The sequence below is a fragment of the Mitsuaria chitosanitabida ATCC BAA-476 = NBRC 102408 genome, from assembly GCF_001598255.1.
Classification (GTDB): Bacteria; Pseudomonadota; Gammaproteobacteria; order Burkholderiales; family Burkholderiaceae_C; genus Roseateles; species Roseateles chitosanitabidus.
In genome coordinates, this window is the sequence record NZ_BCYP01000039.1 from 90,429 (window position 1) to 114,782 (window position 24,354).

The following is a 24,354-nucleotide window of genomic DNA, read 5'->3' on the forward strand; positions in this document are numbered from 1 at the left end:
TCGCGCCGTCCGGACGAGGGCGTTTCTGCGCGTACACTCCCCGATTCGGGCGCCCAATGCCCGACCTCGGCTTACGCCTATAGAAAAAGTTTGTAGTGGCTCACCAGTGGATTTCTGCGTGATGACTACGCGGCTTTACAGGCCCTCCAGCGAATGTGTGCGCATGCTAACAATGCCGCTTTTTTGAGCATTGTGGCAGACCCCGGCTTGAGCATTCGAGGCCCTTTCTGTACCATCTTGGCTTCAGGATTCAGGGTTAACCCGTGCTTTCGCGGGCCGCTCCAGCCTCACAGCGTGAGGATTCAGCCCCCCTGCGACACCCGTTCCGAGTTGCCCCGACCGCAGGTCCCCAGCTCGCCGGACTCTGGATCCTGACGCTTGAATCGACACCGACGACCACGATCTGATCCGCTTGCGCGGTGGATCCGTGAACCGGCGGCGCCACCGAATCTGTGACCATCAAGGAGGAACGCGACCATGCTTTTGCAGACAGTCCGTCCCAACATCGTGCAGGCGATCAGAGCCTACCGGGTAGAGGACTTGATGCAGGCCGCCCAAGATGCCGGCCAGCATTTCCTGTACGCCAACCTGTCATCGGCGGAGACGAAACAGGACGTGTTGGAATTGCTCGCCAGCAGCTTCCTGTTCCCGGCGCATTTCGGCAAGAGCATGGACGCGCTGTTTGACTGCATGACCGACCTGGTTCACAAGTCGGGCGCGCAGCCGGGCTTCGTCGTCGTGCTGGACCAGCTTCCGGATCACGCCCGCTTCGACCGCGAAGCGCGCGAGCAGCTGCTGGACGTCTTCCGCGAGGCCGCCGACTTCTGGGGCGAACGGAAGATCTCATTCCGGTGTTTCTATTCTTTTCAGTAGCCCGCTCTCAGGACCTCGCGTCCTGGGAGCGGGCGACCGAAGTGGCCCCCGAAGCGAAGCCGGTGATCAAGAGCACCAAGGCGAACCCGAACCCCAACTTCGGCATGAACATGCCGATGATGTGCAGCGCGTTCGACACCTCGATGTGGCTGAGCGCCGCCTGACGACGAAGCGATCCCGCTGATCGCGACACCGCCAAGAAGAAAGGCCTTCCGCAAACGGAAGGCCTTTTTTGCTTTCTGGTCCGCCCGCTGGCGGCCGGGCGCCCGCGCCGGTGGCTCAGAGCGACTGGGCCAGCGCGACGAATTCCTCGACCGGCACTTCCTCGGCACGGCGCTGCAGGTCGAACTGACCCTGGAAGCCGCGGGCCTCCAGCCAGCGCCCCAGCGAGTGGCGCAGCAGCTTGCGGCGTTGCGAGAACGCCGACTGGACCATCTCGCTGAACAGCGCCTCATCCAGCTTCGGCGGCGCGCTGCGCGGCGTCATGCGCACGATGGCCGAGTCCACCCGCGGCGGCGGATCGAAGGCCTCGGGCGGCACGTCGAACAGCGCCTCCACCTCGTAGCGCCACTGCAGCATCACGCTGAGCCGGCCGTACTCCTTGCCGCCCGGTCCCGCCGCCATGCGGTCGACGACTTCCTTCTGCAGCATGAAGGTCTGGTCGACCACGTGGTCGACGAAGCCCAGCAGGTGGAAGAGGATGGGCGAGGAGATGTTGTAGGGCAGATTGCCCACGACCCTGAGCTTGCGGCCGCGCTCCGCGGCCAGGGCCGCGAAGTCGACCTTCAGCACGTCGGACTCGACGACCGTGACGTCGCCGCGCTTGCGCATGCGGGCGGCCAGGTCGCGGTCCAGCTCGATCACGGTGAGCGGCTGGCTCGACGCGGGAAGCCGCTGCAGCAGCGGCAGCGTCATCGCGCCCAGGCCTGGGCCGATCTCGACCATGGACTGCTGCTCGCCTGGCGCGATCGCGTCGATGATGCCGTCGATGATGACCTTGTCGGTCAGGAAGTGCTGGCCAAAGCGCTTGCGCGCGACGTGTCCCATGTGTACTGCCCGGTCCGCGTGATCAGTCCAGCCACTCGCGGGTCTCGATGAAGGCGCGCGCGCGCAGTTCCTTCATCCACTCGTTGTAGGCCTCGTCGTACTTGCGCTCACGCAGCGCGTTGCGGGCCTGCTCGCGCAGTTGCTTGCTGTCGAGCACCACATCGCGGCGTTCCAGCACCTGGATCAGGTGAACGCCGAAGCGCGACGGGACCGGATTCGAGATGCCCTTGAGCGGCAGCGCGTCCATGGCTTCCTCGAACTCGGGCACGAAGCCGCCCGGAGACACCCAGCCCAGGTCGCCGCCTTCCTGCGCGCTGCCGTCCTCGGAGTTCAGACGGGCCAGTTCTTCGAAGGTGGCGCGGCCGGCCTCGATCTGGCGCTTGAACTCGCTCAGGCGGCGGGTGGCCTGCTCGGGGCTCAGTTGTTCGGAGGGACGCAGCAGGATGTGGCGGGCATGGGTCTGCACGACCACGTTGATCGAGGCCTTGCCCGTCTCGCGGTCCAGCAGCTTCATCACGTGGAAGCCGGCCGCGCTGCGCAGCAGCTCGGGGCGCAGTTCCCCCTTCTGCAGGCCCTTGACCGCCTCGACGAAGACGTCGGGCAGCTTGTCGGCCGAGCGCAGGCCGATCTCGCCGCCGCGGTCCTTGTTGGCGTCCTCGGAGAACTCCTTGGCGACCTTGGCGAAGTCCTCGCCCGCCTTCACGCGGGCCAGGGCGGCCTGGGCGCGGGCGCGGCGTTCGCCCTCGACCACGGGACCGGCGCCCTCCGGCACGGTCACCAGGATCTGGGCGATGTTGAGCTGTTCGCGGCCTTGCAGCGCCGCCTTCTTCTCGTCCAGGTACTTGTCGATGTCGCCGTCCGTGATGCGGATGCGGCCCTGCACCTCGCGCTCGCGCACGCGCTCGCTCAGCATCTGGTCACGCAGGTTCTCGCGGAAACGCTTGAAGTCGATGCCATCGGCGGCCAGGCGCTTGCGCAGCTCGTCCATCGTCAGCTTGTTCTGCGTCGCGACGTTGGCCACCACGCGGTCGAGCTCGGGCTCGTCGACGCGGGGACCGTTCTCGCGGGCGTAGGTGACGACCGCGCGCTCGTCGATCAGGCTGTCGAGCGCCTGCTTGTGCAGCAGCTCGTTGCTGACGTTCTCGCCGCGACGGCGCGCCTCGTCGCGCATGCGCTCGGTGCGCTGCACGACCTCGGACGCCGCCACGATGTCGGAGTTGACCACCGCCGCGATGTAGTCGCCGGGCTTGAGCTGGCGCTGCTCGACGGGCGGTCGGCTGGGCTGCGCGGGCGTCGCCGCGGCGGCCGCGGCGGCCGCGGCCGCCGAGGACTGCGCCCAGGATGCCGTGCCGGCCAGGGCCGCGGTCAGGAGAATCATGGCGGCCGCCACCGGCTTGAGATGTCGCATCGAACGCAGTTCAGTCATATGTGCCAAAAGCCGAGCGTTCCGAGCTCAGCGAACGGTAACCCGGAATATTGTCTCTCAACACTTTCAGGGCGTTGGATCCGAGCGGGGACAGGCCGACCAGCTCCAGCTGGAGGATCAGACGGGTGTTGGTCTCGGCACGACCGGTGGCCTGGCGTTCCGCGCCGACGCGCAGGATCCAGCAGCCGGAGTCGTACTCGGCGCCGATGACCGAATCGGTGAAGCGCTTGTCGCGCATGCTGTACTGCAGCCGGCCTGCGCCGTACCAGGCCCCCGCGCAGCCCGCGCCGCCGGTGATGGCCTTGCGGTCCGGACCGAACAGCGGCCACTGCCAGGCCAGCTCGACCTGCTCGCTCTGCCCGCGGGCGAGGCGATAGGACGCGCTCACCGTGCGGAAGGGGCCGGGGGAGTAGCGCAGCCGCAGCACGGTCCGCTCGACGGTGCCGTCGGAGGAGTTCAGCTGCAGCGTGCTGTCCGTCCACCAGGCCTGGTTCAGGTGGGCCGAGGCCAGCAGCACGACGTCGGAGAGCTTGTGCGTCTGCGGCGTGCCGTCCGGCGTGATGCGCTGGTTGCGCAGCAGGTAGCGCTGGACCATGCCCAGGCGCAGCTGTTCCTCGCCGCGCTCGTCCTCGATCCAGCGCGTGGTCGCGCCGAAGGCCACCATGTGCGCGTCGCTGACACGGTCCACGCCGGAGAACTGGTTCTCCGCGAAGACCGAGTCGAAGTTGTAGTCGCGCGGCGCCGAGTCGAAGTTGGGCATCGCGCTCTGGTCGCGATACGGGGTGTTGACGTAGAGCACGCGCGGCTCCAGCGTCTGGCGCATGGCCTGGCCGAAGAGCGTGGTGTTGCGCTCCAGGATCCAGCCGTGGTCGATGCTGAAGGTCGGGATCGAGCGCCCGATCGAGCGGCGGCCGCTGGCGTCCAGCGGCTGGTCGACGTTGTAGCTGGCCGAGTTCAGCGACAGCTTGGGGATCAGCCACCAGGCCGCGCCGCTCATGGGCAGGCTGACGTGGCCCAGCAGGTGCACGCGCTCGCCGGTCTGGGTCTGCGAGCCCAGCTTGCCGCTGGGCAGGTCGAAGCGGTTGTACTCGACCTCCACGCCACCCTCCAGGCGCGCGCGGCGGCCGGTGGGCAGGTAGCCGGCCAGCACCGACTCGTCCGCGCCGGTCTGCAGGCGCATGCCGATCTGCGGCGAGCGTTGGTAGGGCGCCAGGAACTGGTCCTGGGTTTCCGCCACCTGCAGCGGCTGCCAGTGCTGGACGCGGGCGTAGGTCTGCAGCTCGCCCCAGTTGAAGTTGAAGTCGCGCTGGGTGCGCACGTCGGTCGACAGCAGACGCGGCGTCTGGCTGGTCATGCGGTTGCGCATGTCCTTCCAGTAGTCGTTGTCGGAGACGCGCTCGGTGTTGATGTTGTAGCGCCACTCGGGCGTGATGTCGCCGCTGTTGTTCAGGCGCAGGTCCCAGCGCGAGCGGCCGGTCACCTGGTCGTGCGGCAGCAGCGCGTAGCTGATCGTGCCGCGGTGGCTGGGCTCGAGGTAGCGGAACTCGCTGTCCACGCCCGCGCCGCGGCGGGTCATGATGAACGGGCTGATCGTCGCGTCGCGGTTGGGCGCGATGCTCCAGTAGAAGGGCTGGCCGAACTCGAAGCCGCTGCGGTTGTCGATGTTGACGTTGGGCGGCAGGAAACCGGACTTGGGCTGGTCGCCCAGCGGGAAGCTCAGCGAGGGGGCGGCCAGGATGGGCACGCCCAGGAAGCGCACCACCGCGTTGGTGGCCACGCCCTCGCCGGTGTCGAAGTCCAGCTTCAGGCTGCTGGTGACCAGCTCCCAGTCGCGCTTGCGCTCGCCGACCTCGGAGACCGGGCAGGTCGAGTAGGTCGCCTCGTCGGCGCGCATGCGCTGGTCGCCGAGGAAGTGCAGCGCCTTGGCGCTGCCGCTGCCGCCGGTCGTGGCGAAGAAGTACGTGGGGCTCTCGAGCTGGCCCTCGAAGCGATCGACGAAGAGCTCCAGCTTGGGGCCGCGCAGCACGGCGCCGTTCTGGTTGAGCTCGACATCGCCCTCGGCGGTGGCCAGGTCGCGCGGATAGTCGTAGCGCAGCGTCTTCGACTTCAGCAGCATGTTGCCGTAGCGCAGCTGGACGTCGCCCTCGGCGGTGGAGGTCTGGTCGAGCTCGCTGGTGATGCGATCGGCGCTGAGCGCCATCGCGGGGCGCGTGTCCTGGCGACGCACCTGGTGCAGCTGCTTGACGGGCCGCAGGACCAGCGCCTCGCCGGAAGTCTCCTGGGCCTGCGCCGAGAAAGCGGGCAGGGCCACCGCGAGCGCGGCGGTCAGGGTGAGCGGACGGGGACGGAAAACCGGAGGGCGCATCAGGCGGGCAGCGTCGTCAGAGGTCAGGCGGCCGCGCGTGGAAGGCGCCGCGCTGCCCGGGGTTTGTAGAATCATTATCCACGAGGCTCGCGCGCCGGCAGGACCGCCGCGACCGCCACGTCGACCATCCCCGGGGCCGCTCCAGCAGCGGCCCTTCTGCTTCCCCGCCTTCCGCGCCCGATGACGACCGCTTCCGCTCCGCACGCCCCCCCGGTGCCCTGGCCCGACGCCGACCGGGCCGCCCGCTTCGACCGCTGGTTGGCGCCGCTCGTCGCGCGTCACGGCCTGCGCCCCGAGACCCTGGCCCCCGCCAGCAGCGACGCGGGCTTCCGCCGCTACCTGCGCATCACCACCTCGGACGGCCGCACCCGGATCGTGATGGACGACCCGGCCCAGCCCAACCAGCTGGCGCCCTTCGTCCAGGTCGGCGCGCTGATGGCCGGCTGCGGCCTGCACGTGCCGGCGGTCCTGGCGCACGACGCGGCGCTGGGCTTCGCGCTGATGGAGGACCTGGGCAGCCAGTCCTACCTGGACACGCTGCTGCGCGCGCAGCGCGAGGAGGACCTGCCGGCCGCGAACGCGCTGATGCGCGACGCCACGGCCGCGCTGCTGCGCTGGCAGGCCTGCCCCGCCGCGCGGGCCGAGGGCGCGCTCCCGACCTTCGACGAGGCCTTCGTGCGCCGCGAGCTGCAGATCTTCGTGGACTGGTGCGTCCAGGCCCATCACGGCAAGCAGTGGGACGAGAAGCAGCGCGGCTACTGGGACCGCACGGTGACGCTGCTGGCAGCCAACATCGCGGCCCAGCCCCGGGTGCCGATGCACCGCGACTACATGCCGCGCAACCTGCTGGTCGTCCCCGCGGGCGCCGAGGGCGCCAATCCCGGCGTCATCGATTTCCAGGATGCGGTGATGGGACCCATCACCTACGACATCGCCTCGCTGCTGCGCGACGCCTTCATCTCCTGGGACGAGGCCGAGGAGCTGGACTGGGCGGTGCGCTACTGGGAAGGCGCGCGCAAGGCCGGCCTGTTCGGGATGGACCCGGCCGATCCGACGGGCGAGGACCCGCACGAGATGGCGCTGGACTTCGGGCTGTTCTGGCGCCGGCTGGAGTGGACCGTGCTGCAGCGCCAGCTCAAGATCCTGGGCATCTTCTGCCGGCTCAAGCATCGCGACGGCAAGCCGCAGTACGTCGAGGACCTGCCGCGCTTCTACGCCTACGTCGTGAAGACCGCGACGCGCTATGTCGAGCTGTCGCCCCTGCTGCGCCTCATCGAGGATCTGCAACCGCAGTTCCTCCAGACCGGCTTCACCCTCCGCTGAGCCGCGCGGTCGGCGGGTGCCGCGGTCAGTCCGCGCTGGGCGCGGGCTCGGCGCTGGCCTTGGCGGACTGGGCGGCGAGGAATTCCTGCGCCGCGCGGTAGCTCGGGCAGCCGGCGGCGGCCAGCCACGGGTCCTCGTCCTTGCCGCCGAAGATCTCCAGCAGGAAGTCCATGAAAGCGCGCGTGCGCGCCGGGACGAACTTGCGGGTCGGCATCGCCGCCCACAGCGAGTAGCTGTAGATCCGCCACTGCGACAGCACGCGCTCCAGCGCGCCTTCCATCAGCGCGTCGCCGACGACGAAGGACGGCAGACCGGCGATCCCCAGCCCGTGCAGCGCGCAGGCGTACTTGGTGTCCACCGACGAGGTCGTCATCACCGGCCGCGACGGAATCGCGAAGTAGCTCTCGGCGGTCAGCCCGTCCGCGCCGCAGCGCTCGAAGGTCACGCCGCGCGACAGCTCGTGGATGGGCGGCAGCATCAGGTCGTGCTGCTTGAACTCCGACGGATGCTGCGGCCGGCCGCGCCGCGCCAGGTACTCGGGCGAGGCGCACATGATCACCTCGGTGCGGGCCAGCTTGCGCGCGATGAAGTCGCCCTGCAGCGGGCTGCGCGTGGAGATGACGGTGATGTCGAAGCTCTCGTCCAGCGTGTCCACCGGCCCGGGAGCGACCAGCTCCACGCTGACCAGCGGGTACATCGCGTGGAAACGCGCCATGTGGCGGGCGAGCTGGTGGATCGCGATCGCGGGAGGCATCAGCACGCGCAGGTTGCCGCGCGGCTCGTTGGTGGCGGCGGAGGCCAGCGCCTCGGCTTCCTCGATGTCGCTGAGGATGCGGCGGCAGCGCTCGAGGTAGGACTCGCCCACGTCGGTCAGCGAGAGCCGCCGCGTGGTGCGGTTCAGCAGCCGCGCGCCCAGGTGCTCCTCCAGATCCGCCACCAGCCGCGTCACCACGGCGGGCGCCAGGTCCAGCGCCCGCGCGGCGCCGGCCAGACTGCCCTCGTCGATCACGCGGGTGAAGACCCGCATCGCCTTGACCTGATCCATCCCGTCTCCTCCGGGCGGGTGCCGCGGGACCGAGTCCCGCGTGCCAGGCCGCCTCTCTATGACTTCGCGATGCGCCGGGGACCGGCTTCAGGGGCCCGCGGCCGGCGCGCCGCCGCGGAGGGGCCGCCGAAGCGGCCCGGAGAACGTCAGCGCGGGTTCACGGATGCGCCGCCACGACCTGCGCGACCGCGGCGGTCAGGCGCTTGCCGTAGGGCACGTGCAGGAACTCGTTGGGGCCGTGGGCATTGCTCTTGGGGCCCAGCACGCCGCAGACCATCATCTGCGCCGCCGGGAAGCCCTTCTGCAGCATGCTCATCAGCGGGATCGTGCCGCCCTGGCCGATGTAGCCGACCGGCTGGCCGAAGTGGGCCTGGCTGGCCTGCTCCAGCGCCGTGCTCAGCCACGGGGACAGCTCGGGCGTGTTCCAGCCGGTGGCGCCGAAGGCGCCGGCGCGGCCGTCCGGCACGAAGCTGACCTTGGCGTTGTACGGGGCGTTGTCCTCGAGCAGGGCCTTGAGCTTGAGCGCCGCCTCGTTGCCGTCGATCAGCGGGGGCAGGCGCAGCGACAGTTTGAAGGCCGTGTACGGGCGCAGCACGTTGCCGGCGTTCTTCAGCTCGGGGAAACCATCCACGCCGGTGACCGACAGCGTCGGGCGCCAGGTGCGGTTCAGCAGCACCTCGACCGGGTCCTGCGTCACCGGCAGCACCGGGCCGCCGTCGCCGCCGCAGGCCCAGGGCAGGCGCTTGTAGACCTCTTCCTTCAGGATCGCGGCCGTGGCCTGCGCCTGCTCCAGGCGCACGCCGGGGATGTCGCAATGGAAGGACTCGGGCAGCAGGCGGCCGGTCTTGGAATCCTCCAGCCGGTCCAGCACCTGGCGCAGGATGCGGAACGAGGACGGGACCACGCCGGAGGCGTCGCCCGAGTGGATGCCCTCGGTCAGCACCTCGACCTTGAGCACGCCGGAGACCATGCCGCGCAGCGAGGTGGTCATCCAGAGCCGGTCGTAATCGCCGGCGCCGGAGTCCAGGCACACCACCAGCGACACGTTGCCCAGGCGGGGCTTGAGCAGGTCGATGTAGGCGGGCAGGTCGTAGCTGCCGGATTCCTCGCAGGTCTCGATCAGGCCGACGCAGCGCGGGCGGGCGATGCCCTGCTGGTCCAGCGCCATCAGCGCGGTGATGGAGGCGTAGATCGCGTAGCCGTCGTCGGCGCCGCCGCGGCCGTAGAGCTTGCCGTCCTCGTACTTGGGCGTCCAGGGACCCAGGTCGGCGCGCCAGCCGTTGAACTCGGGCTGCTTGTCCAGGTGGCCGTAGAGGACGACGGTGTCGGTGCTGTCGGCCTTGGTGGCGGGCAGCTCGAAGAAGATGACCGGGGTCCGGCCTTCCAGGCGGATGACCTCCAGCTTCAGGCCGGGGATCTTCTTGCTCTCGACCCACTGGGCGGCGTCGCGGATGACACGCTCGATGTGGCCGTTGGACGCCCAGTCCGCGTCGAACATGGGGCTCTTGGCGGGGATGGCGATGTAGTCGGTCAGCGCGGGGACGATCTGCTCGTCCCAGACCTTGCCGGCGAAGGTGCCGAGGGCGTCGATCTCATCCTTGTGCAGCGGCAACGACGGGTCACGTGCGTTCATGCGGGTCTCCTGCGCGGCGGGTGCGCCGCTGATGTCGTGTCCGGCGGCGCGGGAGCGGCCGCGGCGGACGGAAAGGGGCGGATCGGCCGATTCTAGGAGCGCGCGCCCAGCCAGGGGCGCAGCCGGGCGAAGACCTGTTCGCGCTCGGGCTCGTTCAGGATCTCGTGGAAGAGTCCCGGGAAGCCGATCGCCTGGACGGCGCCGTTCCCGGCCGCGGCCCGGGCGAAGGCCGCGCTGCCGGCAGGGTTGACGCAGCGGTCGGCCTCGGCCCACATCAGCAGCGTGGGCGTGGTCCAGCGCGCGACGAGGGGCAGGGTTTCGGGGCCGAAGCTGGCGATCATCTTGGCCAGCGTGGGCGTGATGCGGTTGTGGACCAGCGGATCGTCCTGGTAGGCCTGAACGACCTCCGGGCTGCGCGAAACCCAGGACGGGTTCAGCCCGTTGCCCACCGCCAGATGCGGCACCAGCGGCAGCGTCGCGCCCAGCAGGCCGCGCTGGAAGGCCGACAGGCCGGCGTCCAGCGCCGGGGAAGTCAGCACCAGCCCGTCCACCGGGCGCGACCAGGGCGCCTGCTCCAGCGCGCCGGCCACGAAGCGGGCCGCGATCGCGCCGCCCATGCTGTGGCCCAGCAGCACCAGCGGGCCGCGACCCTTGCGGTCGTCGGCGCGCAGACCGTCGATGGCGGCGGCCAGGTCGCGCAGCAGGCTGTCGTGGGCCGGGATGTCGCCGCGGGGGCCGCCGGAGGCGCCATGGCCGCGCTGGTCGAAGCCGGCGGCATGCCAGCCCCAGTCGTTCAGGCGCTGGGCCACGTGCTCGTAGCGGCCGATGTGCTCGCCCAGGCCGTGGACGATCAACACGGTGCCGCGGGTCGGGAGCGACAGGTCGGCGCCCCACTCGCGCCAGTGCAGCGGCAGGCCGTCATGGCCGGAGAGAGTCTTCATGGGGGCGAAGTGTAGGATCGGCCGCCATGACCGCCACGCTGCCGTCCCCCGACTCCGGGGCCGCCCCGACGTCCGCCCGGGCCACCGCTCCGGGCGCCACCGACACCGCCCCGGCGGTCGACACCGAACTCCCGGTCTCCGCGCTGCAGCTCGCGCCGCCCGACATCGAGCGCTGGCGCGACGGCGGCAGCGGCATCCCCTTCGTCCACGTGCGCGACTCCGGCCGCCCGGGACCGACGGCGATGGTGCTGGCGCTGACGCACGGGAACGAGCTCTGCGGGGCGATCGCGCTGGACTGGCTGCTGTCGGAGCAGGTGCGGCCGACGCGGGGCCGGCTGATCCTGGCCTTCGCCAACATCGAGGCCTTCCGCCGCTTCGACGCGCGCGCCCCTTTCGCCACCCGCTGCGTCGACGAGGACATGAACCGCGTCTGGGCCGACGAGGTGCTGCTCGGCCCGCGCGATTCGGTCGAGCTGCGCCGCGCGCGGGTGCTGGCGCCCTTCATCGATTCGGCGGACGCGCTGCTGGACCTGCACTCGATGCAGGAGGCCGGGGCGCCGGCGCTCACCATCTGCGGCATGACCGACAAGAGCGTGCCGCTCGCGCGCGCGCTGGGCCAGCCCGAGACCCTGCTGGTCGACACCGGCCATGCGGCGGGGCTGCGGCTGATCGACCGCGGCGGCTTCTCCGATCCGGACAGCCCGCGCAAGGCGGTGCTGGTCGAATGCGGCGCGCACTGGGAGCACGCCTCCGCCGACATGGCCATCGACGTGACGCTGCGCTTCCTGCTGCAGCTGGGCATGGTGGAAACGGGCTGGGCGACCTCGCGGCTGCGCGTCGCGGCGCCGGCGCGGCAGCGGCTGGTGCGCGTCGGCGAGGGCGTGACCGCGCGCTCGCCGCGCTTCCGATTCCTGATGCCGACGCATCACCTCCTGATCGTTCCCCGGGCCGGCACGCCGCTCGCGGAGGACGACGGCCACCAGTGGCTCACGCCGCACGACGACTGCGTGCTGATCATGCCCTCGCGCCGCGCGGGACGCGCCGGACAGACGATGGTGAGGCTGGGACGCTACGAGGACTGAGCGGCGCGATCGCGCCGCTCAGGCGCTCAATCCCGATCGAACTTGAACACCGCCATGCTGGACATCAGGTTCGGCATCACGCGGACCTGACGGCCGTCCTGCACGCCGAAGCTGTCCAGCACCCGCAGCCCGCACTTGCGCGCGAGGACCTGGAAGTCCGCGTAGGTGCCGACGCGGATGTTGGGCGTGTCGTACCACTGGTAGGGCAGCACGCGCGTCACCGGCATGCGGCCGGCGAGGACCTGCAGCCGGTTCGGCCAGTGCGCGAAGTTGGGGAAGCTCACCACGCCCATGCGGCCCACGCGCGCGGTCTCGCGCAGCATCGCTTCGGTGTTGCGCAGGTTCTGCAGCGTCTCCAGCTGCAGCACCACGTCGAAGCTCTGGTCCTCGAAGATCGCCAGGCCCTCTTCCAGGTTGAGCTGGATCACGTTGACGCCGCGCTGCGCGCAGGCCAGCACGTTCGCGTCGTCCAGCTCCACGCCGTAGCCGGTGCAGCCCTTGGTCGACTGCAGGTGCGCCAGCAGCTCGCCCTTGCCGCAGCCCAGGTCCAGCACCCGCGAGCCCGCCGGCACCAGCGCCGCGATCATCTCCATCACCTTGAGGTCGCTCATACCGCCACTCCCGTCAGGCGATGGGACTGCGGCGCGACGGCTCCGGCGCCCGCGGGGCGCTCGAACTCGGCGGCGATGCGCTCGAAGTAGGCGCGCAGCACGCCGTGATAGCGCGGGTCCTCCAGCAGGAAGGCGTCGTGGCCGTGCGGCGCGTCGATCTCCGCGTAGGAGACGTCGCGCTTGTTGTCCAGCAGCGCCTTGACGATCTCGCGCGAGCGCGCCGGCGAGAAGCGCCAGTCCGTCGTGAAGCTCACCACCAGGAACTTGCACAGCGCGCTCGCGAACGTGCGGCTCAGATCGCCGCCGTGATCGCGCGCCGGATCGAAGTAGTCCAGCGCCCGCGTGATCAGCAGGTAGGTGTTGGCGTCGAAGTACTCGCTGAACTTGTCGCCCTGGTAGCGCAGGTAGCTCTCGATCTGGAACTCGATGTCCGAGGTCGAATAGCCCAGCTCGGTCGCGCGCATCTGGCGGCCGAATTTCTCCTCCATCACGTCGTCGCTCAGATACGTGATGTGGCCGATCATCCGCGCCACCCGCAGGCCGCGGCGCGGGATGGCGCCGTGCTCGTAGAAGAAGCCGTCGTGGAACTCGGGGTCGGTGATGATGGCGCGGCGCGCCACCTCGTTGAAGGCGATGTTCTGCGCCGACAGGTTGGGCGCCGTCGCCACCGCGATGCAATGCCCCATGCGCTCGGGATAGCGCAGCGACCAGTCCAGCGCCTGCATCCCGCCCAGCGATCCCCCCAGCACCGCCGCCAGGCGGCGGATGCCGAAGCGGTCCAGCACGCGGGCCTGCGCGTCGACCCAGTCGTGCACGGTGACGACCGGGAAGTCCGAGCCGTAGACGCGGCCGGTCTCGGGGTTCTGATGCATCGGCCCGGTCGAGCCGAAGCACGAGCCCAGGTTGTTCACGCCGATGACGAAGAAGCGGTCCGTGTCCAGGGGCTTGCCGGGGCCGACCAGGTTGTCCCACCAGCCCTCGCTCTTCTCGACGCCGGCATGCGTGCCGGCGACGTGGTGGCTCGCGTTGAGCGCGTGGCACACCAGCACCGCGTTGGACTTGTCCTCGTTCAGACGGCCGTAGGTCTCGACCATCAACTCATACCCGGCAATGCGGGCGCCGCTGCGCAGCGTCAGCGGCTCCTCGAACAGCAGCCGCTGCGGTGTGACCTCACCGACAGAACCCATGGAACACCTCGATCGCATCCAGAAAAAACAAAACCCGGCGCCGCTGCTTGAAGCGGAACACCGGGTCTCGATCCGTGGATCGGGTGTCCCTCTTTAGCTGCATTTCTTGGGCGCCCGCAAGCCGGACAAATCGGCGCCATGAGTCGCGGAGTATAGCCACGCCGCCGGATTCCGAAGGTCCGGCGGCGCCACGGGCGCGTTCAGCGCCCGCGCGTGGCGGCCGTCGTCAGGGGGCCGTGCACAGGCAGTGCACGATGGCCTTGACCGGCGCGCGCGTGCCCGCCGGGCCGGCCTGCGCCTGCTCGGAGAGCCAGGTCATGTCGGCCTGCGCCTCGCGCAGCGGCGCGGGAATCGACGGGATGCCGCCCAGCGCGTGCATCACCATGCCGCGCAGCGACGGGGCCGCCGCGTCGCCCACGCTGCTCAGCAGGCGGTCGACGGTGCTGCGCTCGGGCTCGACGTAGCGCACGGTCGGGTCGTCGCTCAGCTTGGCGCGCTTGGCGGCGCTGGCGATCGCGTCGGCCAGCAGGCCGTTGCGGTCGATCAGGCCGCGCTCCAGCGCCTGCGCGCCGGTCCACACCCGGCCCTGGCCGACGGCGTCGATCTGCTGCGGCGTCTTCTTGCGGGCCTGCGCGGCCTTGCCGGTGAACTCGGCGTAGATGTTCTCGATCGAGGACTGCACCACCTGCGCCAGGCGCGGATCCAGCGCGCGACGCGGGTCGTAGCCGTTGGCCAGCCAGGTCGTCGTGTAGCCGCCGGTGTGGATGGACAGCTTGTCCATCAGCTTCTCGCCGGTGGGCAGCACGCCGAACACGCCGATGGAGCCGGTGATCGTCGACGGATCGGCGATGACTTCGTCCGAGGCCATCGAGATCCAGTAGCCGCCCGACGCGGCCACGCCGCCCATGGAGACCACGACCGGCTTGCCGACGGCGCGGGTGAGCTCGAGCTCGCGGCGCACCAGCTCCGAGGCGAAGGCGCTGCCGCCCGGCGAATTCACGCGCAGCACGACGGCCTTGATCTTGTCGTCCTCGCGGGCCTGCTTGATCAGGCGCGACATGGACTCGCCGCCGATCTTGCCCGGCGCGGCGTTGCCGTCGACGATCTCGCCCTCGGCCACGATCACGCCGATCTGGCCTTCCGGCTTGGGCAGCTGCGCGGGCAGTTGCGCGACGTAGGCGCCCAGGTGGATGGCGCGCAGGTGCTTCTCGTCCTTGGCGCCCTGCTTCTCGAGCAGCGTCTCGACCTCGTCCTGCGTCTTCAGGCCGTCGACCAGCTTCTCGGCCAGCACGAACTTGCCGGGGTTGCCGCCGACCGCGGCGAGCCGCTGCGGCAGCTCGTCGATGGCCTTGGCGATCGAGCCCTTGGGCAGCTTGCGCGCGGCCTCGACCTGGGTCTGGTAGGTCGCCCAGAGCGCGTCGTAGAGGTAGCTGTCCGCCTCCATCGTGGCCTTGGAGGGCTCGTTGGCGAAGTAGGGCTCGACGGCGTTCTTGTAGGTGCCCACGCGCAGCACGTGCGCGGTGATGCCCACGCGGTCCAGCGCGTCCTTGTAGTAGTTGCGGTAGCGGCCGTAGCCCTCGATCATGACCTCGCCCATCGGATGGACGTAGACCTGATCGGCCTGGGCGGCCAGGTAGTAGGCGCGCTGGCTGTACGCGTTGGCGTAGGCGATGACGGGCTTCCTGGACTGCTTGAAGCGCTGGATCGCGACCTCGATCTCATGCAGCGACGCGGGCGTCGCGTTGCCGACCTGGTCCAGGTCCAGCAGCACCTGCGTGATCTTGTCGTCCTTGGCCGCGGCGTCCAGCGCGCGCAGGATGTCGCGCAGACGCGTCTGGGCGCGGTTCTCGCCCTTGAGCTGCGCCACCGCCTGGTCGCGCGCGGACCCGGCGAACTGCTCCACCACCTCGCCCTGGATGTCCAGGACCAGCGTGGTCTTCTCCTTGAGCGGCTTGCCGCCATGGATCGCCGCCCACACCAGGGCGATCACGATCAACAGGAACAGCAGGTTCAACACCACCCGACGGGTCCCGTCGACGAACCACCACAGCTTGCCGAAGAAGCGCCCGATCGGCGCCAATGCTCGCTTCACGCCCATCCAATCCTCCCTTGGGGAACTTTGGGACCGGCGCGGATCCTCGCGCCGGAACCGGGCGATTGTGAGCCCAGTTCGCCCTGGTTTCGCAGCCGGAAACGACGAAGCCCTCCGAAGAGGGCCTCGATCTCTGCCGAACGGAGGAGGGGCGGCGCCCCGGCGCTCACGCGTTCGCGGGGGGCAGGGTGTCCTGGAAGCTCGCGCGGGTCATGAGCTTGTCGAAGTGGCGCGCCAGGTTGGGATAGGCGGTGCGCCAGTCGATGTCGGGGAAGCGGAAGTCCACGTAGCCCAGGGCGCAGCCCAGCGACACGTCGGCCAGGGTGAAGTGGTTGCCGGAGCACCAGGTCTTCTCGCCCAGGCCGTGGCCCATCGCCTGCAGCGAGGCGTGGACCTTGGCCATCTGCCGGTCGATCCAGGCCTCGGAGCGCTCGCCGTCCTGGCGTCCGGCCCAGGTGCGTTCCAGGCGCGCGGCGACGCAGGCGTCGATCAGGCCGTCGGCCAGGGCCTCCCAGGTGCGGACCTCGCAGCGTTCACGGCCGCGCTCCGGGATCAGGCGTCCCACCGGGGAGAGCGTGTCCACGTACTCGACGATCACCCGCGAGTCGAAGACCGCGCCGGTGATCGAGTCCTGGCCTTCCATCACCAGGCACGGCACCTTGCCGAGCGGGTTCATCTTGAGGATGTTGTCGCTGCCCCAGACGTCCTCCAGCTCGAACTGGTAGTCGAGCTTCTTCTCCGCCATGACGATGCGGACCTTGCGGACGTAGGGGCTGGTGAGGGAACCGATGAGTTTCATTCGTATCCGGAACGAGGACAGAGCGAGGGCCTCGGGTTTCTGAGCGGCGATTCTAACGAGTCGCCCTCTGCCGCCCGCGTCACGGATGCAACGCTCGGGAGGGCCCTCGGAACGGGGATTGCCGCCGTCCGGACTTCCCGCTTCGCGTCCGGCCCACCGGGATTCCCCGCCTCGATCCGGCCTGCGATCATCCCCACGAACAGGAGCGCTCATGACGACCTCGCCCCATCCGCCCCACGCCGGAACCGCCGCGGGCTACGTGCTGTATGGCACGCGGGGCTCCGGCTCCGCGATCGCGGAGATCGCGCTGCGCTGGTGCGGCCAGCCGTACCGCACGGTGCATGCATCGTCATGGGAGGAACAGTCCGCGCGCGACGAGCTGCGCGCGGTGAATCCGCTGATGCAGATCCCCACGCTGCGCACGCCCGAGGGCGAGGTGCTTAGCGAGAGCGCCGCGATCCTCATGCATCTGGGGCTGCGCTTCCCCGACGCGAGGCTGCTGGGCGCGGACGAGCGGGCGCGTGACCAGATCCTGCGCGGCCTCGTCTACATCGCGGCGAACTGCTACAGCTGCATCAGCATCACGGACTATCCCGAGCGCTACACGACCAGCGGGGACCCTGCCCAGCACGAGGCGGTGCGGCAGGGCGGCCGCGCGCGGCTGCATCGGCATTGGGCGCTGTTCGCCGACATGTTCCCGGCGCGGCCCTGGCTGTGCGGAGCGCAGCCAGGCGCGCTCGACGTGATGGCGGGCATCGTCTCGAAGTGGTCAGGCACGCGGCAGCACCTGCAGGCGCAGCGGCCCGAGTTCCTGGCGCTGCTCCAGCGCATCGAGGCGCTGCCGCAGGTCGCGGACGTGCACGCGGCGCATTGGCCGCCGACCTGAGCCCCCGGCGAGGCGTCCCCGCGCTCAGGCGGCCTGGTACTGCGGCAGCAGGCGCGCGTGGGTGTAGCGGGCGGGACGCTCGGCGGGTTCGCCGGCCGCGATGGGCGCGAAGCCGCAGTGGGTCCAGAACTCCGCGGACGCGGCGCTCTCGCAATTCACGTGCAGGCGGCTGAAGTGCCCTTGGGCGCTCGCCAGCACCGCGTTCACGAGCCGCCGCGCGAGGCCATGACCCCGCCAGGACGGATGCACGTAGAAGCGGCGCATGCGGCCGGTGCCCGCGCGGCCCGGGGCGGGCTCGCGGTTGAGGCCGCCCACCGCGACCACCTGGCCGTGGTCGTCGAACCAGGCCCAGAGCGATTCGCCCGGCTGCTCGTAGCGGTTGGCGCCGCTGCGCCACTCGTCCATCAACCGGCGCAGCATCCGCCAGCCTTCCGCCTCGCTGGCGGCCAGCAAGGGCGCCCAGGCGAGCGGGTCGATCTGATGCACGCGGACAAGGCGCGGTGCGGCGCCATCGGAAGCCAGGGACAACATCTCAGAGAGCGGTAACCAAACGTCAACCGAGCGGGAAAGGCCGGATTAAGCAGCAAGCGCTTGACACCGGCATCAGGGACAACCCGCCCGGTGCCGATCAGCGCGCCGGCTCCGGCTTCTTCGCCGTGTCCGGATGCTCCACCCAGGCCTTCAGCTCCGGTGCGCGCGGGTGCTTGGGCGAGAGCTCGATGAAGGTCCGGTACGCCGCCTGCGCCTGCGCGTCCTCGCCGGCGCGCAGCAGCGCGTCGCCCAGGTTCAGGTGCGCCAGCGCGCGGCTGCCGTCCATCTCGATGGCCTTGCGGTACCAGCGCGCGGCCTCGACCGGCTTGTCGCGCTTGTAGTAGATGAAGCCCAGGTTGTTGGCCGCGAGCGCGAACTTGGGCTGCAGCTTCAGCGCCTCGGTGAACGCGGCCTCGGCCTCGTCGTAGCGGCGCTCCTTGTAGAGCTGCAGGCCCCGGTCGTTGGCGCGCTGCGCGGCGACACGCGCCGGCACGGCCGCGGGCGCGGCGCTCGTCGCGATCGCCGTGTCGGTGCCGTCCAGGTTCTTCAGCGTGACCTGCACCGCCGTGGCGCTCGCGGGCGCGGCACCGGCGGGCGCGGAGGCGCTCGCCACCGGCTGCAGCTGCGCGTCGCGCGCGGCGTCGGCCTGCTTGGCCAGCGCGCTGGCCTTGGCGTCGAGCTGGTTGCTGTCGCCGCTCAGGGCCTGCTCCTGCGCGGAGGCCAGTTCGAAGATGAACTCGCCGCCCTCGCTGCCCGGCAGGCTGCCGAAGGCCGGCGTCTGGTGCGCGATCGCGGAGACCGCCGGCGCGACGTAGGCGGCCAGCTCGGTCGCGGTGATCAGGCCGTCCCCGTTCAGGTCGGCCTTGCCCGACAGCGCCTGCAGCAGCGTCCACGTGAACACCGAATGGCCGCCCGGACCGTCGTCCGCGACCTGCTGGTCGGCGCCGCCGGCCGTCATCATCTGGCGGCCCAGTCGACGCGCGTTGTCGCGCACGAAGTTGTTGCCGCCCGGCGCGCCGCCGCGCGTCAGGCCCAGGCCCGAGTAACAGGCGTCGATCACGAAGAACGCATGCTTGGCGGGCAGCGCCTCGCCCAGCTCCTGCAGCTGCGGCATCGCGATCGCGTCGGTCTGCAGATCGTCGGTGCCGGCGTCGACCGGAATGATGTAGCCCACGTCGCGGCCGCTGGGCAGCTTGCGCGTGCTGCCGTGACCGGCGAAGAAGACGAAGACGCGGTCGTCGCGCTTGAGCTTGCCGTCGGTGCCCTTGCGCGTCATCGCGTTGAGCGCGCGCAGGATGTTGGCGCGCGTGGCCTCGCCGTCGGTCAGCGCGGTGACGTTCTCCGGCTTGAAGCCGAACTGCGTCTGCAGCGTGTCCTGGATGGCGCGGGCGTCGCGCACGGCGTGCTGCAGGCGCGGCCAGCTCTTGTACTGGTCGATGCCGATCACCAGCGCGTAGCTCTCGCGATAGAGGTTGGCGCCGGCCAGATCGGGCGCGGCCGCGTCGGCCGCGGGCGGCTCGACCGGGACGATCTTGCCGTCCTTCCAGGCCGCGAACTTGTAGCCCTCGGCCTTGAGCTGGTCCAGCACCAGCGGCAGCGCCTCGACGGTGCGGGCGTGGATGTCGTGGAAGAGCACGATGCCGCGCTGCTGCTTGCCGAGCTCGCCCAGCACCCGCGCCGCGATGGACTTGGGAATCGGGTCGGACCAGTCCAGCGAGTCCACGTTCCACATCATCGAGCGCAGCTTGAGCGCCTCGATGGTGCTCAGCGCCGCGTCGTTGCGCGCGCCGTAGGGAAAGCGGAACAGCGCCTGGCCGCTGCGACCGGCGGCGTCCAGCAGCGCCTCGGTCGACGAGGCCTCCTGCTTGACCCTGTCCAGCTCGAACTTGGACATCACGCCGTGGCTGAAGCTGTGGTTCGCGATCGGATGGCCGGCGGCCAGCACGCGCTGCGCCACCTGCGTGCCGGGACCCGGCTTGATGTTGCCCTTGGCGTCCACCGTGCCCAGGTTGCGGCCCAGCTCGAAGAACACGGCCGGCGCCTGGTAGCGCTTGAGGATCTCCAGGATCTCGTCGGTGTAGCGCGGATGCGGGCCGTCGTCGAAGGTCAGCAGCACGGTCTTGGGCGGCAGCTGGCGGCCGAAGAACTCGCGCTCCTCCTTGCTCGGGCCGCGCGTCGCGCCGGAGGCGGCGGCCTCGGCGGGCACGGTGATCTCGGTCACCGTGGGGCGGGCCTGCAGGTCGGGGAGGATGGTCGCGTAGTCCTTGAGGATGCGATCGCGGCCGTACAGGGCCTTGAGCTTGGCCACGTAGTCGGACCACTTCTCCCGCTTGGGCACGATGCCCCGCTGCGCGAAGCGGCCGAAGGTGTCGCGCAGCTCCTGCTCGTAGGTCTGCTCGATGTCGGCCAGCACGGTCAGGTCCTCGCCGGCGCGCTTGGCCAGCTTCAGCCCGGCCAGGCTCTGGGAGGTCGAGAACTGCTGCGACAGCTGGCTCAGGAATTCCTTGAACGCCAGGCGGTCGGCGTCGAACCAGGAGGGCTCGCCCTCGATGCGGTCCAGCAGCTCGGAGATCGCGGCGATGCCGGCCGGATCGGTGCTCCGGGCGATGCCCGAGGCGGTGCCGCCCAGCGCGTTGATGCTCTCCTGCATGTCGTGGAAGAGCATCAGGCCGACGGCGTGCACGGCGTCGCGCTCGGCCGGCTTGAGGGCCGCCTCGCCGTCCATCAGCACGATCATCTGGCGGTAGCGGGCCAGCACCTCGTCGCTCTGCTGGCGCAGCGTCGCGCTGACCGTGGGGCTGGCGGAGGCGGCTTGCAGCGGCGCCAGCGCTTGCGGCGTCTCGGCGGCGGGCTTGCAGCCGGCCAGCAGCGTCAGCACCGCCAAGGCGGCGGCGGTGCTCGTCGCGGCGGCGCGGATGGTGATGCGTCCGGTCGCGCGGCGATGGTTCTTGTCCTTCATGCCTTCCCTCAGCCTTCCCTCTGGCAACTTCAAAGCGGGGGCTATTGTGACCCTCTCTGTAGAATCCCCGGGTTTGTCCCACCCCAGTCCCGGCCGGATCCCTGGCCGCAGCGCGCCATGAACCTCTCCGCTCTCTCCGCCCTGTCGCCCCTGGATGGCCGCTATGCGTCGCGCATGGCCGCGCTGCGCCCGCTGCTGTCGGAATTCGGCCTGATGCACCGCCGCGTGCAGGTCGAGATCGAGTGGTTCATCGCCCTGTCCGACGCCGGCCTGGCCGAGCTGCAGCCGCTGCCGGCCGCCTCGCGCGAGTTCCTGCGCGCCCTGGTGGCCCACTTCTCCGAAGCCGACGCGCAGGCGATCAAGGACATCGAGAAGACCACCAACCACGACGTCAAGGCGGTCGAGTACTGGATCAAGAAGCAGTTCGCGGGCAAGCCGGAACTGGAGAAGGCCGGCGAGTTCGTGCACTTCGCCTGCACCAGCGAGGACATCAACAACACCAGCCACGGCCTGATGCTCAAGGCCGCGCGGGACGAGGTCATCCTGCCCGCGCTGGACCGCGTCATCGCCAAGCTGAGCGACATGGCCAAGACCATGGCCGCGAATCCGATGCTGAGCCGCACGCACGGCCAGACGGCCAGCCCGACCACGGTGGGCAAGGAAATCGCCAACGTCGTGGCCCGCCTGCGCCGCGCGCGCACGGTGATCGCGGACGTGAAGCTGCTGGCCAAGATGAACGGCGCGGTCGGCAACTACAACGCCCACCTGTCGGCCTATCCCGAGCAGGACTGGGAAGCCTTCAGCCAATCGGTCATCGAGCAGCAGCTGGGCCTGACGTTCAACCCGTACACGATCCAGATCGAGCCGCACGACTACATGGCCGAGCTGTTCGACGCCGTCACCCGCGCCAACACCATCCTGGTGGACTGGTCGCGCGACGTGTGGGGCTATGTGTCGCTGGGCTACTTCAAGCAGAAGACGAAGGCCGGCGAGATCGGCTCGTCGACGATGCCGCACAAGGTCAACCCGATCGACTTCGAGAACGCGGAAGGCAACTTCGGCCTGGCCAACGCGGTGCTGACGCACCTGAGCCAGAAGCTCCCCATCTCGCGCTGGCAGCGTGACCTGACCGACTCGACGGTGCTGCGCAACATGGGCGTGGCGCTGGGCTATGCGCTGCTGGGCTACGACTCGCTGAGCAAGGGGCTGGACAAGCTCGAGCTCAACCAGGAGGCGCTGGACGCGGATCTGGATTCGTCGTGGGAAGTGCTGGCCGAGCCGATCCAGACGGTGATGCGCCGCTATGCGCTGCCCAACCCGTATGAGCGGCTGAAGGAGCTGACCCGCGGCAAGACGATCACGCGGGAATCGATTCAGCAGTTCATCCAGGGGCTGGAGTTGCCGGAGGCGGAGAAGCAGCGGTTGCTGGCGATGACGCCGGGCAACTACACGGGCAAGGCCGAGGAACTGGCGAAGCGGATCTGAAGACCCTCACCCCCGCCCTCTCCCGCAAGCGGGAGAGGGAGCAAGAGAGCTTGCTGACTTCAGTCCAGCAACGACAGATCGCGGATCGCGCCCTTGTCCGCCGACATCACCAGCTTCGCGTAGGCCTTCAGCGCCGCCGACACCTTGCGCGGCCGCGGCTGCTCAGGCTTCCAGCCCTTCGCGTCCTGCTCCGCGCGACGACGCGCCAGTTCCTCATCCGACACCAGCACGTCGATGGTCCGATTCGGGATGTCGATGCGGATCCGATCCCCGTTGCGCACCAGCCCGATCGCGCCACCGGCCGCCGCTTCCGGCGAGCAATGCCCGATCGACAGCCCCGACGTGCCGCCGGAGAACCGGCCGTCCGTCAGCAGCGCGCAGGCCTTCCCCAGGCCCTTGGACTTGATGTAGCTGGTCGGGTACAGCATCTCCTGCATGCCCGGGCCGCCCTTCGGGCCTTCGTAGCGCACCACCACCACGTCGCCGGCCTTGACCTTGTCGGCCAGGATGTTCTCGACCGCCTCGTCCTGCGACTCGGTCACGTGGGCGTTGCCCTCGAACACCAGGATGCTGTCGTCCACGCCCGCGGTCTTCACCACGCAGCCGTTGCGCGCGATGTTGCCCGTCAGCACGGCCAGGCCGCCTTCCTTGGAGAACGCGTGGTCATACGACCGGATGCAGCCCTCGGCGCGATCCAGGTCCAGCGAGGGCCAGCGCGTGTTCTGGCTGAACGCGACCTGCGTCGGGATGCCGGCCGGGCCGGCCATGTAGAACTGGCGCACCGCCTCGTCCTGCGTGCGCACGATGTCCCACTGGTCCAGCGCCGCCTTCAGCGAGGGCGCGTGCACCGTCGGCACATCCGTGTGCAGCTTCCCGGCGCGGTCCAGCTCGCCCAGGATGGCCATGATGCCGCCGGCGCGGTGCACGTCCTCGATGTGGTACTTGTTCGTGTTGGGCGCGACCTTGCACAGCTGCGGCACGATGCGCGACAGGCGGTCGATGTCCTCCATCGTGAAGTCGATCTCCGCTTCCTGCGCGATCGCCAGCAGGTGCAGGATGGTGTTGGTCGAGCCGCCCATCGCGATGTCCAGCGTCATCGCGTTCTCGAAGGCCTTGAAGCCGACGGCGCGCGGCAGCAGGGTCGCCTCGTCCTGCTCGTAGTAGCGGCGGGCCAGATCGACGATCAGATGACCCGCGCGCTTGAACAGCTGCTCGCGGTCGGCGTGCGTCGCCACCACCGTGCCGTTGCCAGGCAGCGAAAGGCCCAGCGCCTCGGTCAGGCAGTTCATCGAATTGGCGGTGAACATGCCCGAGCACGACCCGCAGGTCGGACAGGCGGAGCGCTCGATCTCGGCGACGTCCGCGTCCGAATACTTCGGATCGGCCGCGGCGACCATGGCGTCGATCAGGTCCAGCTTCTTGATCTCGATCTTCTGCGTCACCGGGTTGGCCAGGCGCGTCTTGCCGGCCTCCATCGGGCCGCCCGAGACGAAGACCACCGGGATGTTGAGCCGCATCGCGGCCATCAGCATCCCCGGGGTGATCTTGTCGCAGTTGGAGATGCACACCATCGCGTCGGCGCAGTGCGCGTTGACCATGTACTCGACCGAGTCCGCGATGATGTCGCGGCTGGGCAGCGAATACAGCATGCCGTCATGGCCCATCGCGATGCCGTCGTCGACGGCGATGGTGTTGAATTCCTTGGCGACGCCGCCGGCGGCCTCGATCTCGCGCGCCACCAGCTGGCCCAGGTCCTTGAGGTGGACGTGGCCGGGCACGAACTGCGTGAACGAGTTCACCACCGCGATGATGGGCTTAGAGAAGTCGTCGTCCTTCATGCCGGTGGCGCGCCACAGGGAGCGCGCGCCCGCCATGTTGCGGCCGGAGGTGGAGGTCTTGGAACGGTATGCGGGCATCTTGATCTCGGACTGATCGAAGGGAAGGGGCGTTGCGGTGATGTCGTCGGGCCTGGGAGTAGAGGCCCCTTCTCAAGCCCTCGCGTACAACCTCTTGAGCGGCGCTGCGGGCGGACAGACGCCGATTATTCCCCAGGCCCCTTCGCCCGTGGG

At 69.8% G+C, this 24,354-nt stretch carries 18 protein-coding genes; 5 read left to right on the forward strand and 13 right to left on the reverse strand.

All coding sequences use genetic code 11. The features are described 5' to 3' along the window. Positions 1-477 precede the first annotated feature (477 nt). On the forward strand, positions 478-873 hold the full coding sequence (locus MCHT01_RS23410; protein ID WP_067069507.1) for a barstar family protein: 396 nt from the start codon (positions 478-480) through the stop codon (positions 871-873). A 279-nt stretch (positions 874-1,152) separates the two neighbouring features. On the opposite strand, the gene rsmA is transcribed toward MCHT01_RS23410, so the two are convergent. The 3 genes from rsmA to MCHT01_RS23425 are packed head-to-tail and all read right to left on the reverse strand — an operon-like array spanning position 1,153 to position 5,711. Then, the gene (gene rsmA / locus MCHT01_RS23415; protein WP_067069510.1) at positions 1,153-1,920 is read right to left on the reverse strand and encodes a 16S rRNA (adenine(1518)-N(6)/adenine(1519)-N(6))-dimethyltransferase RsmA; all 768 of its coding nucleotides are present in this window, start codon (positions 1,918-1,920) and stop codon (positions 1,153-1,155) included. A gap of 22 nt (positions 1,921-1,942) precedes the next feature. Further along, complete coding sequence (locus tag MCHT01_RS23420; RefSeq protein WP_148661687.1) at positions 1,943-3,298, reverse strand: peptidylprolyl isomerase; 1,356 nt, start codon at positions 3,296-3,298, stop codon at positions 1,943-1,945. A 40-nt stretch (positions 3,299-3,338) separates the two neighbouring features. Then, on the reverse strand, positions 3,339-5,711 hold the full coding sequence (locus tag MCHT01_RS23425; RefSeq protein WP_067069513.1) for an LPS-assembly protein LptD: 2,373 nt from the start codon (positions 5,709-5,711) through the stop codon (positions 3,339-3,341). Between the two features lie 180 nt (positions 5,712-5,891). Between MCHT01_RS23425 and MCHT01_RS23430 the strand changes: the two genes are divergently transcribed. Continuing rightward, a complete protein-coding gene (locus tag MCHT01_RS23430; protein ID WP_067069516.1) occupies positions 5,892-7,034 on the forward strand; it encodes an aminoglycoside phosphotransferase family protein in 1,143 nt (380 codons plus the stop codon). Positions 7,035-7,059: 25 nt separating this feature from the next. On the opposite strand, the gene MCHT01_RS23435 is transcribed toward MCHT01_RS23430, so the two are convergent. The 3 genes from MCHT01_RS23435 to MCHT01_RS23445 form a co-directional block, all read right to left on the reverse strand. Continuing rightward, positions 7,060-8,079: a LysR family transcriptional regulator gene (locus MCHT01_RS23435; RefSeq protein WP_084453277.1), complete on the reverse strand. Its 1,020-nt coding sequence runs from the start codon at positions 8,077-8,079 to the stop codon at positions 7,060-7,062. Positions 8,080-8,236: 157 nt separating this feature from the next. Then, positions 8,237-9,712 (reverse strand): M20 family metallopeptidase, encoded by a 1,476-nt coding sequence (locus MCHT01_RS23440; protein WP_067069518.1) that lies wholly within the window; start codon positions 9,710-9,712, stop codon positions 8,237-8,239. A 92-nt stretch (positions 9,713-9,804) separates the two neighbouring features. Continuing rightward, complete coding sequence (locus MCHT01_RS23445; RefSeq protein ID WP_067069519.1) at positions 9,805-10,653, reverse strand: alpha/beta hydrolase; 849 nt, start codon at positions 10,651-10,653, stop codon at positions 9,805-9,807. A gap of 26 nt (positions 10,654-10,679) precedes the next feature. On the opposite strand from MCHT01_RS23445, the gene MCHT01_RS23450 reads away from it, so the two are divergent. Beyond that, on the forward strand, positions 10,680-11,735 hold the full coding sequence (locus MCHT01_RS23450; RefSeq protein ID WP_084453278.1) for a M14 family metallopeptidase: 1,056 nt from the start codon (positions 10,680-10,682) through the stop codon (positions 11,733-11,735). A 26-nt stretch (positions 11,736-11,761) separates the two neighbouring features. On the opposite strand, the gene metW is transcribed toward MCHT01_RS23450, so the two are convergent. The 4 genes from metW to MCHT01_RS23470 all read right to left on the reverse strand — a co-directional run bounded on the left by metW (position 11,762) and on the right by MCHT01_RS23470 (position 16,424). After that, the gene (gene metW, locus MCHT01_RS23455; protein ID WP_067069522.1) at positions 11,762-12,346 is read right to left on the reverse strand and encodes a methionine biosynthesis protein MetW; all 585 of its coding nucleotides are present in this window, start codon (positions 12,344-12,346) and stop codon (positions 11,762-11,764) included. After that, entirely contained in the window at positions 12,343-13,533 is a 1,191-nt protein-coding gene (gene metX / locus MCHT01_RS23460; protein ID WP_067069525.1) for a homoserine O-succinyltransferase MetX, read from the reverse strand. Before metX ends, metW begins: the two co-directional genes overlap by 4 nt. Before the next feature lie 226 nt (positions 13,534-13,759). Beyond that, positions 13,760-15,625 (reverse strand): signal peptide peptidase SppA, encoded by a 1,866-nt coding sequence (gene sppA, locus MCHT01_RS23465; protein WP_439956184.1) that lies wholly within the window; start codon positions 15,623-15,625, stop codon positions 13,760-13,762. Positions 15,626-15,791: 166 nt separating this feature from the next. Further along, positions 15,792-16,424 carry a glutathione S-transferase family protein gene (locus MCHT01_RS23470; protein ID WP_067069531.1) on the reverse strand — a complete coding sequence of 211 codons (633 nt, stop codon included), beginning with the start codon at positions 16,422-16,424 and terminating at the stop codon, positions 15,792-15,794. A 211-nt stretch (positions 16,425-16,635) separates the two neighbouring features. On the opposite strand from MCHT01_RS23470, the gene MCHT01_RS23475 reads away from it, so the two are divergent. Beyond that, the gene (locus tag MCHT01_RS23475) at positions 16,636-17,310 is read left to right on the forward strand and encodes a glutathione S-transferase family protein (protein WP_067069534.1); all 675 of its coding nucleotides are present in this window, start codon (positions 16,636-16,638) and stop codon (positions 17,308-17,310) included. A gap of 24 nt (positions 17,311-17,334) precedes the next feature. Here MCHT01_RS23475 and MCHT01_RS23480 read toward each other — a convergent pair whose 3' ends face one another. Then, positions 17,335-17,796 (reverse strand): GNAT family N-acetyltransferase, encoded by a 462-nt coding sequence (locus tag MCHT01_RS23480; protein ID WP_067069537.1) that lies wholly within the window; start codon positions 17,794-17,796, stop codon positions 17,335-17,337. Positions 17,797-17,938: 142 nt separating this feature from the next. After that, positions 17,939-20,800, reverse strand: coding sequence for a polysaccharide deacetylase family protein (locus tag MCHT01_RS23485; protein WP_084453280.1), 2,862 nt, complete (start codon positions 20,798-20,800; stop codon positions 17,939-17,941). Between the two features lie 117 nt (positions 20,801-20,917). On the opposite strand from MCHT01_RS23485, the gene purB reads away from it, so the two are divergent. Beyond that, positions 20,918-22,285, forward strand: coding sequence for an adenylosuccinate lyase (purB, locus tag MCHT01_RS23490; protein WP_067069540.1), 1,368 nt, complete (start codon positions 20,918-20,920; stop codon positions 22,283-22,285). 59 nt (positions 22,286-22,344) lie between these two features. Here the strand turns inward: purB and ilvD are convergent, their stop codons facing one another. Beyond that, positions 22,345-24,201 (reverse strand): dihydroxy-acid dehydratase, encoded by a 1,857-nt coding sequence (gene ilvD / locus MCHT01_RS23495; RefSeq protein WP_067069542.1) that lies wholly within the window; start codon positions 24,199-24,201, stop codon positions 22,345-22,347. Positions 24,202-24,354 lie beyond the last annotated feature (153 nt).